Origin of the sequence: Microbacterium sp., from assembly GCF_039812165.1 — a bacterium.
Lineage (GTDB): Bacteria > Actinomycetota > Actinomycetes > Actinomycetales > Microbacteriaceae > Microbacterium.
Map to the genome: position 1 here is coordinate 26,198 of NZ_JBDIAB010000001.1, position 13,227 is coordinate 39,424.

Below are 13,227 nucleotides of genomic sequence, written 5' to 3' on the forward strand. Positions count from 1 at the left end.
CTCCGGCGCGCGTGCGCACGCGCGCACCGGCATCAGTCGTAGAGGATGCCGCGCCTGGGCGGCGGGGGAGCGCTCGCCCTCAGCCGCGCGAGCTCGTCCTCGGCCTCGCGCACGGCGCGGTTGGCCCGCCACACGCGATACCAGGCCGCGCCGGCGCGGGCCTCCTGGGCGTCGCGCAGCCGCATCTCGGCCGCCGACGTCAGCACGGCGTGCTCGGCGCGCCGGCGGTCCTCCTCGCTCACCGGCTCCAGCGGGATCTCCCGGTCGGAGGCGGTGACGGCGATCCACGACGCCGCGACGAGCATGACGATGCCGACGAGGCGGAACCACAGGAGGAACCCGATCACGACCGAGAACGTGGCCAGCAGCGGATTGGTCGGCGTGTAGGCGAACAGGGCCGCGACGCCCACCTGGAGCACCGCCATGCCGCCGCCGCCGAGCAGCGCGCCGGGCCAGATCGTGCGCCAGGGCAGCGATGCGCCGGCGAGGAAGCGGAAGAGCCCCGCGAGCGCCGCCGCGTTGATCGCGAAGGCGACGACGAGCGACAGCGTCCGCAGGAGCAGCTGGAACCAGATCGACGTCTCGGTGATCCCCACGAGGGAGAGGAGGGCGTCGAGCAGCCCGGTGGTGGCGACGCCGAGCATGAAGCCGATGACGAGCGCGACGCCGAACAGCGCCGCCGCGAAGAAGTCGCGCGTCTTCAGCAGCACGTAGTTGCGGCGGTCGAACGGCAGGCCGAAGATGTCGCGGACGGCGCGACGCGCGAAGGTCACGAACCCGGTGGCGGTCCAGACCGCGGCGACGATCGCGACGGCGCCGGTGAGCGCGAGCGCCCCGGCGCTGCGGGTCGCGATCGTCGCCACCTGCTCGGGGGTGACGAGCCCGTCCGCCGCGATGATGCCCGGGATGTACCGGTTCACGAGGTCGATCACACGGTCGACGGCCTGCGTGCTGCCGCCGAGCCACACCCCGACGGCGGCGAACGCGACGTAGATGACCGCGAAGATCGCGAACAGCGCCTGGTAGCTGATGCTCGCGGCCAGCAGGAACCCGTTGTGCTGGAGGAAGTGGCGCCACACCCGCACCGGGAACCAGGCGAGGGTCTTCTTCGTCAGCTCGGTCGCGCGGGCGATCGGCTCCTCGAAGCGCTCGCGCAGTGTCGCGCTCTCTCCGGCGCCGGATGCCGGTTCGTCGCCGTCGCCTGTCACGCAGCCAGACTACCGACCGGGCGCGGGCGGCTCAGCCGCGCAGGACCGCCTGCTTGACCTCGGCGATGGCCTTGGTGACCTCGATGCCGCGGGGGCACGCCTCGGTGCAGTTGAAGGTCGTGCGACAGCGCCACACGCCCTCCTTGTCGTTGAGGATGTCGAGGCGCACGTTCGCGGCGTCGTCGCGCGAGTCGAAGATGAACCGGTGCGCGTTGACGATCGCGGCGGGGCCGAAGTACTGGCCGTCGGTCCAGAACACCGGGCACGACGACGTGCACGCCGCGCAGAGGATGCACTTGGTCGTGTCGTCGAAGATCTCGCGGTCGACGATCGACTGGATGCGCTCCTTGCCGGGCTCGGGCTTCGAGTTCGCGATGAGGAACGGCTGCACCTCGCGGTACGAGGCGAAGAACGGCTCCATGTCGACGACGAGGTCCTTCTCCAGCGGCAGGCCCTTGATGGCCTCGACGTAGATCGGCTTCGAGATGTCGAGGTCCTTGATGAGCGTCTTGCACGCCAGGCGGTTGCGGCCGTTGATGCGCATCGCGTCGGAGCCGCAGATGCCGTGTGCGCAGGAGCGGCGGAACGTGAGCGAGCCGTCGACCTCCCACTTGATCTTGTGCAGCGCGTCGAGCACGCGGTCGGTGGAGTACAGCTCCACGTCGTAGTCGACCCAGCGCGGCTCGGAGTCGCGCTCCGGGTCGAAGCGACGGATGATGAAGGTCACGAGGAAGGACTGGATGGGAGCCTCGTCGCTCGCCTCGGCGACGGTGTCCTGCTCGACGACCTCTTCGACGATGGCGGTCGACATCAGTACTTCCTCTCCAGCGGCGGGTAGTTCAGCTCGCCCTTCTCGTTCCTCGTGAACACGACGGGCTTCCAGTCGAGCCGGATGTGGTCCTCGGGGTTCGGCGAGTGCGGGTCGCCGGTCAGATAGGCCATGGTGTGCTGCATGTAGTTCACGTCGTCGCGGTCGGGGTAGTCCTCGCGCATGTGGCCGCCGCGGCTCTCCTTGCGGTTGCGGGCGGCGTAGGCGACGATCTCGGCGAGGTCGAGGAGGAACCCCAGCTCGACGGCCTCGAGCAGGTCGGTGTTGTACCGCCTGCCCTTGTCGTCGACGTGCACGTTCTTGTACCGCTCGCGCAGGTCGTGGATGGTGCCCATGACGTCGGTCAGGGTCTGCTCGGTGCGGAACACCTGGGCGTTGGCGTCCATCTCCTCCTGCAGCTTCTTGCGCAGCACCGCGATGCGCTCGCTGCCGGGGTTGTTGCGCAGGCCCTCGATCATCTCGCGGACGCCGGCGGCCGGGTCGTCCGGCAGCGGCACGAAGTCCGCGGTCTTCACGTACTCGACGGCGTTGCGGCCGCTGCGCTTGCCGAACACGTTGATGTCCAGGAGCGAGTTGGTGCCCAGGCGGTTCGAGCCGTGCACCGACACGCACGCGCACTCGCCGGCGGCGTACAGCCCGGGGACGACCGTGGTGTTGTCCGCGAGCACCTCGCCGTTGTTGTTGGTGGGGATGCCGCCCATCGCGTAGTGCGCGGTCGGCATGACCGGCACCGGCTCGACCACCGGGTCGACGCCGAGGTAGGTGCGGGCGAACTCGGTGATGTCGGGGAGCTTCGTCTCGAGCACCTCGGCGCCGAGGTGCGTGCAGTCGAGGAAGACGTAGTCCTTGTGCGGGCCTGCCCCGCGCCCCTCGAGCACCTCCTTCACCATGCACCGGGCGACGATGTCGCGCGGAGCGAGGTCCTTGATGGTGGGCGCGTAGCGCTCCATGAACCGCTCGCCGGAGGCGTTGCGCAGGATCGCGCCCTCGCCGCGGGCTCCCTCGGTGAGCAGGATGCCGAGGCCGGCCAGGCCGGTCGGATGGAACTGGAAGAACTCGATGTCCTCCAGCGGCAGGCCCTTGCGCCACACGATGCCGACGCCGTCGCCGGTGAGGGTGTGCGCGTTGGAGGTCGTCTTGTAGATCTTGCCGAAGCCGCCGGTGGCGAAGATGACGGCCTTGGAGTGGAAGACGTGCAGGTCGCCGGTGGCGAGCTCGTAGGCGACGACGCCCGCGATCTGCGTCGCGCCGTCGGCATCCTTCACCGTGATCAGGTCGAGCGCGTAGTACTCGTTGAAGAAGTTGATGCCGAGCTTGACGCAGTTCTGGAACAGCGTCTGCAGGATCATGTGGCCGGTGCGGTCGGCGGCGTAGCACGCGCGGCGCACGGGGGTCTTGCCGTGGTCGGCGGTGTGGCCGCCGAAGCGGCGCTGGTCGATCTTGCCCTCGGGCGTGCGGTTGAACGGCAGGCCCATGTTCTCGAGGTCGATGACCGCGTCGATGGCCTCCTTGGCGAGGATCTCGGCCGCGTCCTGGTCGACGAGGTAGTCGCCGCCCTTGACGGTGTCGAACGTGTGCCACTCCCACGAGTCCTCCTCGACGTTCGCGAGGGCCGCCGCCATGCCGCCCTGTGCGGCGCCGGTGTGCGAGCGGGTGGGATAGAGCTTCGTGATGACGGCGGTCTTCGCGCCGGGACCGGCCTCGATCGCGGCGCGCATGCCGGCGCCACCGGCTCCGACGATGACGATGTCGAACTGGTGGTAGTGCACGCCGTCTTTGACGATGGAGTCAGCGGTGGAGGTTGTCACGTGTGGAGGCTTTCTTCTACTCGGCGTGCGTCACGAAAGGCAGAGGTCCTGGAGCCACTGGACGCTGTCGCCGCTCGCGCCCAGGCACGGGTCGAAGGTGAAGACGACGAGCGTGCCGAGCAGGATGAGGAACGCGGCGGACAGCCACAGCGCGGCGACCAGCACGCGGCGGATGCGCGGCCCTGTCACATAGTCGTTCACGATCGTGCGCATGCCGTTGGCGCCGTGGATGAGGGCGAGCCACAGCATGAGCACGTCCCACCACTGCCAGAACGGCGTCGCGAACTTGCCGGCGACGAACGCGAAGTCCACGCCGTGGATGCCCTCGCCCATCATGAGGTTCACGAACAGGTGGCCGAAGATCAGGACGACCAGCAGCACGCCGGAGACGCGCATGTAGATCCAGCCCCACTTCTCGAGGTTCGCGCCCTTGCGGCGCACCGTCGTGCGGGGGGCGGCGAGCGCGTCGCGCTGCGAGCGGCGGAGCGTGTCGGTGGCCATCAGTGACCGCCTCCCACCGAGGAGAAGACGATCGGCAGGTGACGGGCCGAGAAGCCGACGATCGTGACCGCCCACACGCCCAGGACCGTCCACCACAGCTGCCGCTGGTGACGGGTCGCCCAGGGCCATGTGTCGACGGCGATGATCCGCAGGCCGTTGAACGCGTGGTACGCGATCGCGGCCACGAGGGCGACCTCGCCGAGCCCCATGATCGGGTTCTTGTAGGTGCCGATGACCGCGTCGTACGCCTCCGGCGAGACGCGGATGAGAGCGGTGTCGAGCACGTGCACGAGCAGGAAGAAGAAGATCGCGACGCCGGTGATGCGATGCAGCACCCAGGACCACATGCCTTCGTTGCCGCGGTACAGGGTGCCGCGCGGGGTTCTCGACGTGGTCTGCGTCAACGACGGTGTGACGCGTGCTGGTGCAGACACGATCGTCCTCCCTTGGTGTGAGCCGACTGCTCGAAGCGCCGGAGGGCAAGCGATGACCCGGGGGCCGAGCCCTGCGTCGCACGGGCGCACAGTCATCCTATTCCTGTCCGCCCCGTGCGGCGACTGAGGCGAGCCTTACCGGGAGACGACGCGAGGCGCGCTCGGGCGGCGCGTGCGGAGGCGGAACGCCGGAGGCCGCGGGTACGCTCGGACCATGGTGGACGCGATCTCCGACCTGTATGCCGTCATCCCCGCGGGAGGGGTGGGAAGCCGGCTGTGGCCGCTCTCGCGCGCCGACGCGCCGAAGTTCCTGCACGACCTCACCGGCTCCGGCAGCTCGCTGCTGCGCGACACGTGGGACCGGCTCGAGCCGCTCACCGGCCATGACCGCATCGCGGTGGTGACCGGTCGCGCGCATCGGGCGGCGGTGGAGGCGGAGCTTCCCGGCATCCCGGATCGCAACGTGTTCCTCGAGTCCGAGCCGCGCGACTCGGGGGCGGCCATCGGGCTGGCTGCGGCGATCCTGAGCCGCCGCGATCCCGACGTGATCATCGGCTCCTTCCACGCCGACCATGTCATCCGGGTGCTGCCGGTGTTCCACTGGGCGGTGCAGCAGGCGGTCGCCGTCGCGCGCGAGGGATACATCTGCACGATCGGCATCACCCCGACCGAGCCCGCCGTGGGCTTCGGCTACATCCAGAAGGGCGAGATGCTCGCCGTCGAGGGCGCCCCCGAGGCGGCCCTGGTCGACCGCTTCGTGGAGAAGCCCGACCTGGCCACCGCGAAGGAGTACGTGGCATCCCGCTCCTTCTTCTGGAATGCGGGCATGTTCATCTCGCGCGCCGACGTGCTGCTCGGCGAGATCGCCGAGAACGACCCGGAGCTGTACGCGGGGCTCATGGACCTCGCCGAGGTGTGGGACGACCGCGAGCGGCGCGGCCCGGTCGTCGACCGCGTGTGGCCGACGCTCCCGAAGATCGCCATCGACTACGTCGTCGCCGAGCCGGCGGCCGCCAAGGGCCGGCTCGCCGTCGTGCCGGGGCACTTCGACTGGGACGACGTGGGCGACTTCGCGAGCCTCGCGAAGCTCAACTCGGGCGGACGCAAGAACGACCTCGCGATCCTCGGCGAGAACGCGCGCATCCTCTCCGACGCCGCGAGCGGCATCGTGGTCAGCCACACGAAGCGCGTGATCAGCCTCATCGGCGTCAAGGACATCGTCGTCGTCGACACCGAGGACGCGCTCCTGGTGACCACGAGCGAGCACGCGCAGCGCGTCAAGCACGTGGTCGACGCGCTCAAGCTCACCGGCCGTGGGGACGTCCTCTGACCCGCTGTGTTGCGAGTTCATAACCATTCACCGAATGTCCTGGTGAATCGCGCCGCAATGGGTAGCTTCTTCTCGGAAGCTCGCGATGTCCGCGAGTCGAGATCGTGGAGGCAGAGTTGACCATTTCTACCCGAAAGCGCCTGCTCGGCGGCGTCGTCGCCGCGAGCGTGCTCGTCGCCCTCGTCGGCTGTGGATCGGCACCCGAGGAGTCCTCGTCCGACGGCGGCGGAAGCGGCGCCGTCGACGGCTTCAAGCCCTGCATCGTCTCCGGCACCGGCGGCTGGGAGGACCGGTCGTTCAACGAGCTCGGCAAGAAGGGCTTCGACGAGGCGCTCGAGGAGCTCGGCATCGACGGCGTCGACGTGGCGTCGAACACGAGCTCGGACTTCGCCCCCAACATCCAGAGCGTGCTCGACCAGAACTGCACCATGGTGATCACGGTCGGCTTCGACCTCGCCGCGGCGGCGGCCGAGGCGGCGGCGGCCAACCCCGACGTGCAGTTCGTCTCGATCGACGACATCGTCGACCAGGACTTCGACGGCAAGACCGACCAGCCCAACATCAAGCCGATCATCTTCGACACCGCCCAGGCGGCGTTCCTGGCCGGCTACGCGTCGGCCTCGTTCTCGAAGGCGAAGAAGGTCGGCACGTTCGGCGGCAAGCCGTTCCCGACCGTCACGATCTTCATGGACGGCTTCAAGCAGGGCGTCGAGTACTGGAACGAGCAGAAGGGCGACACCGTCGAGGTGCTCGGCTGGGACGGCACCAACGGCGTGTTCGCCGACGCGTTCGTGCCCGGCCAGCCGGCGACCAACGCCGCGCAGGGCCTCGTCGACCAGGGCGTCGACGTGCTCCTCCCGGTCGGCGGCGGCATCTACCAGAGTGCCGCGTCGGTGATCCGCGACTCCGGACGCGAGATCGCGCTCCTGGGCGTCGACGCCGACGTGTTCGAGACCGACCCGAACGTCGGCGACCTGCTCCTGACCTCGATCCGCAAGTTCATCGACGTCGGCGTCAAGGAGACGGTCGTGGCGGCGGGCAAGGGCGACTTCGACGCCGCCCCGTTCATCGGCACGCTCGAGAACAAGGGCGTGGGCCTGGCCCCGTTCCACGACTTCGAGAGCAAGGTCTCGCCCGACCTGCAGGGCGAGCTCGACGAGATCACCGCCGGCATCGTCGACGGATCGATCCCGGTCACCTCGTACCTGGCGGAGTGACCCCGTGACGGACCCGAGGGCGGCTGGCTGATCCAGCCGCCCTCGGCCGTTCGCGAGAGGCATCCATCTGGTGCGCTCCGGCACCCCGACTCCTAGGATCAGGAACATGAAGCTCGAGCTCCGCGGCATCACCAAGCGGTTCGGCAGTCTCGTCGCCAACGACCACATCGACCTCGTGGTCGAGCCCGGCGAGATCCACTGCCTCCTCGGCGAGAACGGAGCGGGCAAGTCCACGCTCATGAACGTCCTCTACGGCCTCTACACGGCCGACGAGGGCGCGATCCTCCTCGACGACCGCGTGCAGGCCTTCCGCGGTCCCGGCGACGCGATGCGCGCCGGCATCGGCATGGTCCACCAGCACTTCATGCTGGTGCCCGTCTTCACCGTCGCCGAGAACGTCATGCTCGGCCACGAGTCCACCAAGGCCGGCGGCCTCCTCGACCTCGCCGCGGCGCGCGCCCGGGTGCGCGAGATCTCGGCGCGCTTCGGCTTCCACGTCGATCCGGATGCCGTCGTCGAGGACCTCCCGGTCGGCGTGCAGCAGCGCGTCGAGATCATCAAGGCGTTGTCGCGCGACGCGCGTGTGCTCGTCTTCGACGAGCCCACCGCCGTCCTCACCCCGCAGGAGACCGACGAGCTGATGGGCATCATGCGCCAGCTCAAGGAGTCCGGCGCCGCCATCGTCTTCATCACCCACAAGCTGCGCGAGGTGCGCGAGGTGGCCGACCGCATCACGGTGATCCGCCTCGGCAAGGTCGTCGGCGAGGCGTCTCCGCAGTCGTCGAACGTCGAGCTCGCGTCGATGATGGTCGGTCGTGCGGTCGACCTCACCGTCCACAAGGACCCGCCGCAGCTGCGCGAGGGCGGGCTCGTCGTCGACGGGCTCAGCGTCATCGACCCGAACGGCCAGGTGGTCGTCGACGACCTCTCGTTCCGGGTGCGCGGCGGCGAGATCCTCGCCATCGCGGGCGTGCAGGGCAACGGCCAGACCGAGCTCACCGAGGCGCTCCTCGGCCTGCAGCCGCAGGTGCGCGGCTCCATCACCCTCGACGGCCAGGAGCTCGTCGGGCGGAGCGTGCGTCGCGTCCTCGACGCCGGCGTGGGCTTCGTGCCCGAGGACCGCAACGAGGACGGCCTGGTCGGCGCCTTCTCGATCGCCGAGAACCTCATGCTCGATCGCGCCGAGGGCCCGCCGTTCGTCAAGGGCGGCTCGGTGCAGCGGGGCTACCTGGAGAGGTTCGCGACCGAGAAGTTCGCCGAGTTCGACGTGCGCGCGCAGGGCATCGACACTCCGGTCGCGCGGATGTCGGGCGGCAACCAGCAGAAGGTCGTGCTCGCGCGCGAGCTGAGCCGCGAGCTCGCCCTGTTCGTCGCCGCCCAGCCCACACGCGGCGTGGACGTGGGCTCGATCGAGTTCATCCACAAGCGCATCGTGGCCACGCGCGACAGCGGCGTCCCCGTCATCGTCGTCTCCACCGAGCTCGACGAGGTCACCGCGCTCGCCGACCGCATCATGGTGATGTACCGTGGCCGCATCGTCGGCATCGTGCCGGGCGACGCGCCGCGCGACACGATCGGCCTCATGATGGCCGGCGAGCTGCCCGAGGGGGTGGCCGCATGAGCGCCGTCGACGCGGCCCCGCCGCAGCCGTCGAAGTGGCACGAGGCGTTCCTGCGGATCACGCAGAAGGGCTGGCTCGTCTCCGTCCTGGCGATGGTCCTCGCCGTCATCGCGGGCGGGCTCCTCATCGCCGTGACCGACGAGAACGTCCAGAAGGCCGCGGGATACTTCTTCGCGCGGCCCGGCGACACGTTCGCGGCGATCTGGGATGCCGTCGCCGGCGCCTACGCGGCGTTCTTCCGCGGCGCGGTGTTCAACCCGGGCGCGCCGACCTTCGCGCGCGCCATCCGGCCCCTCACCGAGACGCTGACCTTCGCGACCCCGCTCATCGCGGCGGGCCTGGGCGTCGCCCTGGCCTTCCGCATCGGGATGTTCAACATCGGCGGTCGCGGTCAGATGCTCATGGCAGCGGCCGGCGCGGGCTGGATCGCCGGCTCGTTCGAGCTGCCGTGGGGCCTCCACATGATCCTCGCCGTCGTCGCCGGCATCGTCGCCGCCGCCCTCTGGGCCGGCATCGCGGGGTTCCTGAAGGCCACCACGGGCGCCCACGAGGTGATCGTCACGATCATGCTCAACTACGTCGCCATCTACCTGCTGCTGTTCATGCTGCGCCGCCCGGGCCTCCTGCAGGCCCCGGGCCAGAGCAACCCCATCTCGCCGGCGGCCAAGCCCACGGCCGTCTTCCCCGATCTGCTCGGACCGCAGTTCAACCTGCACTTCGGGCTGGTCCTCGTGATCCTCGCGACCGTGCTGGTGTGGTGGATCCTCGACCGCTCCGCCCTCGGCTTCAAGTTCCGCGCTGTCGGCGAGAACCCCAACGCCGCGCGGGTCGCGGGCATCGACGTCAAGCGCATGTACGTGTACGGCATGCTGATCTCCGGCGCCCTCATCGGCCTCGCCGGGGCGAGCCAGGTGCTCGGCACGATCACGACCGGCTTCACCGTCGACATCGACGCCGGCATCGGCTTCGACGCGATCACGGTGGCCCTCCTCGGCCGATCGACCCCCTGGGGCACGCTCGCCGCCGGCATCCTGTTCGGCGCGTTCAAGGCGGGCGGCTTCTCGATGCAGGCCGCCGAGGGGGTGCCGGTCGAGATCGTCGTCGTCGTGCAGTCGCTCATCGTGCTGTTCATCGCGGCGCCGCCGCTCGTGCGGGCGATCTTCTTCCTGCCCTCACCGGAACGCGATCGCAAGAGAGCGGAGCGCGCGCACGAGAAGGCGCTCAAGGCCGCCGCCCGCAACGAGCTCGAGGGGGTGGCCAAGTGAGCGCGCCGCACGTCTCCACCGCCGGTCTCATGCCCGACGTCCCCGCGACGACCGTCGTCCGCTCGTACAAGGCGCCGGTCGCGCTCGCCGCGTTCGCGATCCTGTTCGCGCTGCTGGTGCTGCTCGCCCCCCGCACGGGGCAGGCGACGCTGCGCCTGTCGAACGACTCGGACGCGATCCAGCTGCCGGCCCTGTCGCTCCCGGTCGCCGCGACCGGCTGGGTCTGCCTCGTCCTGATGCTGCTCCTCACGGCCGGGGCCCTGTACTTCGTGCGGGCCCAGGGCCGCGCGCCGCTGTGGATCGTGATCGTGTACATCCTCGTCGCGATCGTCGGCTTCCTCGGCTGGGCGGCGGCCGGGGCGACGATCCCCGTCGTGGGCCTCCTCGCCGGGGCCGTCGCCCTCGCCGTGCCGCTCATCTACGGCGCGCTCGGCGGCGTGATCGGCGAGCGCGCGGGCGTCGTGAACATCGCGATCGAGGGGCAGCTGCTCGCCGGCGCCTTCACCGCCGCGATGCTGTCGTCCATCACCCGGCAGCCCCTCATGGGCCTCCTCGGCGCGATGATCGCCGGCATGCTCGTCGCGGCGGTGCTCGCGACGTTCGCGATCACCTACTTCGTCGACCAGGTGATCGTCGGCGTGGTGCTCAACGTCCTCGTCATCGGCCTCACCTCGTTCCTGTTCTCGCAGGTGCTGCAGCCCAACGCGTCGGTGCTCAACAGCCCGGTGCGGTTCGACCGCGTGCCGATCCCGCTGCTGGCCGACATCCCGGTGCTCGGTCCGGTGCTGTTCCGCCAGACGATCCTCGTGTACGTCATGTACGCGGCCGTCGCGCTCGTGTACGTCGGGATGTTCCACACCCGGTGGGGCCTGCGGCTGCGTGCGGTGGGCGAGCACCCCAAGGCCGCCGACACCGTCGGCATCAACGTCAACGCGACGCGGTTCTGGAACGTGCTGCTCGCCGGCGCCATCGCCGGCCTCGGCGGCACCATCTTCACGATCGGCAACGGCATCCCCTTCAACAAGGAGATGACCGCCGGTGCGGGCTTCATCGCCCTCGCGGCGGTGATCTTCGGCCAGTGGGATCCGATCAAGGCGACGCTCGCGGCCCTGCTGTTCGGGTTCGCGTCGAGCCTGCAGAACACGCTCAGCGTGATCGGCTCGCCGGTGCCGAGCGAGTTCATGCTCATGCTGCCGTACCTCGTGACGATCTTCGTGGTGGCAGGCGTGGTCGGGAAGTCCAGAGCCCCCGCCGCGGACGGCAAACCGTACATCAAGGGATGACGATGGACATCGACTGGGATGAGCTGCGCGCGGTGGCGGCGGATGCCATGACGCACGCCTACGCGCCGTACTCGCGCTACCGGGTGGGCGCTGCGGCGCTCGTGTCGGACGGACGGATCGTGTCGGGGTGCAACGTCGAGAACGCCTCGTACGGGGTGGGGCTGTGCGCGGAGTGCGGCCTGGTCTCGGAGCTGCACCGCTCCGGCGGCGGCGAGCTCGTCGCGTTCGTGTGCGTGAACGGCGACGGCGAGACGATCATGCCGTGCGGCCGGTGCCGTCAGCTCCTGAACGAGTTCGCGATCCCCGGCATGCTGCTCGAGACGGTCTCCGGCATCCGCACGATCGACGAGGTCCTGCCCGACGCGTTCGGGCCGCGCGACCTCGAGGAGGCGGCCCGATGAGCGCCGACGTGGAGCCGTTCGACGCGGTCGACGTGATCCGCACGAAGCGCGACGGCGGCGCGGTGCCCGAGGACGCCCTCCGCTGGATGGTCGACGCGTACACGCGCGGCTACGTCGCCGACGCGCAGATGGCCGCGTTCGCGATGGCGGTGCTGCTGCGCGGCATGGAGCGCGACGAGATCCGCGTGATGACGGATGCCATGATCCGCTCCGGCGAGCGGATGAGCTTCGCCGGGCTCGGCAAGGTCACCGTCGACAAGCACTCCACCGGCGGCGTCGGCGACAAGATCACGCTGCCCCTGGCCCCGCTCGTGGCCTCGTTCGGGGTCGCCGTGCCGCAGCTGTCCGGCCGCGGGCTCGGCCACACCGGTGGCACGCTCGACAAGCTGGAGTCGATCCCGGGCTGGCGCGCGGCACTGTCGAACGACGAGCTGTTCGCGCAGCTGCGCGACATCGGCGCCGTCATCTGCGCCGCGGGCTCGGGGCTCGCCCCCGCCGACAAGAAGCTCTACGCCCTGCGCGACGTCACCGGCACGGTCGAGGCCATCCCGCTCATCGCGTCGAGCATCATGTCGAAGAAGATCGCCGAGGGCACCGACTCGCTCGTCCTCGACGTCAAGGTCGGCTCGGGCGCGTTCATGCGCGACCTCGACCGCGCGCGTGAGCTCGCCCGCACGATGGTGGCGCTCGGCACCGACTCGGGCGTGGCGACGACCGCGCTCCTGACGAACATGGACACGCCGCTGGGTCTCGCGATCGGCAACGCCAACGAGGTGCGCGAGTCGGTCGAGGTGCTCGCCGGCGGCGGACCCGCCGACGTCGTGGAGCTGACCGTCGCGCTCGCGCGCGAGATGCTCGCGCTCGCCGGGCACCCCGACGCCGACGTCGAGGCGGCCCTGCGCGACGGCCGTGCGATGGACACGTGGCGGGCGATGATCCGCGCCCAGGGCGGCGACCCCGACGCGGCGCTGGCGACGCCGCGCGCGGCGCACACGGTCGTCGCCGAGGCCGCCGGCGTCGTCACGCGCCTCGAGGCGCTGCCGTTCGGCATCGCCGCGTGGCGCCTGGGCGCGGGCCGCGCGCGGGCGCAGGACCCGGTGGTCCATGCCGCGGGAATCGACCTGCACGTCAAGCCGGGCGACGCCGTGGCCGCCGGCCAGCCGGTGTTCACGCTGCACGCCGACGACGACCAGCGCTTCGCACGCGCCCTCGACGCGGTCGACGGCGCGTGGGCGATCGGCGCCGACGCACCGGCATCCGCCCCGCTCGTCATCGAGCGCATCACCGCCTGACGCCCGCCACCCCGTTCCCAGACCCCTGACGAGGACAC

The 13,227-nt window shown here is 70.2% G+C and carries 12 protein-coding genes; 7 read left to right on the plus strand and 5 right to left on the minus strand.

The annotated features are described in order from the left end of the window. Window positions 1-32 precede the first annotated feature (32 nt). Genes WML84_RS00125 through sdhC form a run of 5 tightly spaced genes read right to left on the minus strand, consistent with a single transcriptional unit; the run spans window position 33 to window position 4,780 of the window. A complete protein-coding gene (locus tag WML84_RS00125) occupies window positions 33-1,208 on the minus strand; it encodes a YihY/virulence factor BrkB family protein (protein ID WP_347344122.1) in 1,176 nt (391 codons plus the stop codon). Between the two features lie 31 nt (window positions 1,209-1,239). After that, complete coding sequence (locus WML84_RS00130) at window positions 1,240-2,019, minus strand: succinate dehydrogenase iron-sulfur subunit (protein WP_347344123.1); 780 nt, start codon at window positions 2,017-2,019, stop codon at window positions 1,240-1,242. Then, a complete protein-coding gene (gene sdhA / locus WML84_RS00135; RefSeq protein WP_347344124.1) occupies window positions 2,019-3,845 on the minus strand; it encodes a succinate dehydrogenase flavoprotein subunit in 1,827 nt (608 codons plus the stop codon). The genes WML84_RS00130 and sdhA overlap by 1 nt, the downstream gene beginning before the upstream one ends. A gap of 30 nt (window positions 3,846-3,875) precedes the next feature. Further along, window positions 3,876-4,346, minus strand: coding sequence for a succinate dehydrogenase hydrophobic membrane anchor subunit (locus tag WML84_RS00140; RefSeq protein ID WP_347344125.1), 471 nt, complete (start codon window positions 4,344-4,346; stop codon window positions 3,876-3,878). After that, window positions 4,346-4,780 (minus strand): succinate dehydrogenase, cytochrome b556 subunit, encoded by a 435-nt coding sequence (gene sdhC / locus WML84_RS00145; RefSeq protein ID WP_347344126.1) that lies wholly within the window; start codon window positions 4,778-4,780, stop codon window positions 4,346-4,348. Before sdhC ends, WML84_RS00140 begins: the two co-directional genes overlap by 1 nt. A gap of 214 nt (window positions 4,781-4,994) precedes the next feature. Between sdhC and WML84_RS00150 the strand changes: the two genes are divergently transcribed. The 7 genes from WML84_RS00150 to WML84_RS00180 all read left to right on the plus strand — a co-directional run bounded on the left by WML84_RS00150 (window position 4,995) and on the right by WML84_RS00180 (window position 13,189). Further along, window positions 4,995-6,110: a mannose-1-phosphate guanylyltransferase gene (locus WML84_RS00150; protein ID WP_347344127.1), complete on the plus strand. Its 1,116-nt coding sequence runs from the start codon at window positions 4,995-4,997 to the stop codon at window positions 6,108-6,110. A gap of 116 nt (window positions 6,111-6,226) precedes the next feature. Continuing rightward, on the plus strand, window positions 6,227-7,327 hold the full coding sequence (locus tag WML84_RS00155; RefSeq protein ID WP_347344128.1) for a BMP family ABC transporter substrate-binding protein: 1,101 nt from the start codon (window positions 6,227-6,229) through the stop codon (window positions 7,325-7,327). A 106-nt stretch (window positions 7,328-7,433) separates the two neighbouring features. Further along, window positions 7,434-8,948 (plus strand): ABC transporter ATP-binding protein, encoded by a 1,515-nt coding sequence (locus tag WML84_RS00160; RefSeq protein WP_347344129.1) that lies wholly within the window; start codon window positions 7,434-7,436, stop codon window positions 8,946-8,948. Continuing rightward, a complete protein-coding gene (locus WML84_RS00165) occupies window positions 8,945-10,213 on the plus strand; it encodes an ABC transporter permease (protein WP_347344130.1) in 1,269 nt (422 codons plus the stop codon). Before WML84_RS00160 ends, WML84_RS00165 begins: the two co-directional genes overlap by 4 nt. Window positions 10,214-10,242: 29 nt before the next feature. After that, entirely contained in the window at window positions 10,243-11,496 is a 1,254-nt protein-coding gene (locus tag WML84_RS00170) for an ABC transporter permease (RefSeq protein ID WP_347344162.1), read from the plus strand. Beyond that, the gene (locus WML84_RS00175) at window positions 11,493-11,897 is read left to right on the plus strand and encodes a cytidine deaminase (RefSeq protein ID WP_347344131.1); all 405 of its coding nucleotides are present in this window, start codon (window positions 11,493-11,495) and stop codon (window positions 11,895-11,897) included. The genes WML84_RS00170 and WML84_RS00175 overlap by 4 nt, the downstream gene beginning before the upstream one ends. Next, the gene (locus WML84_RS00180) at window positions 11,894-13,189 is read left to right on the plus strand and encodes a thymidine phosphorylase (RefSeq protein WP_347344132.1); all 1,296 of its coding nucleotides are present in this window, start codon (window positions 11,894-11,896) and stop codon (window positions 13,187-13,189) included. The genes WML84_RS00175 and WML84_RS00180 overlap by 4 nt, the downstream gene beginning before the upstream one ends. Window positions 13,190-13,227: the final 38 nt, after the last annotated feature.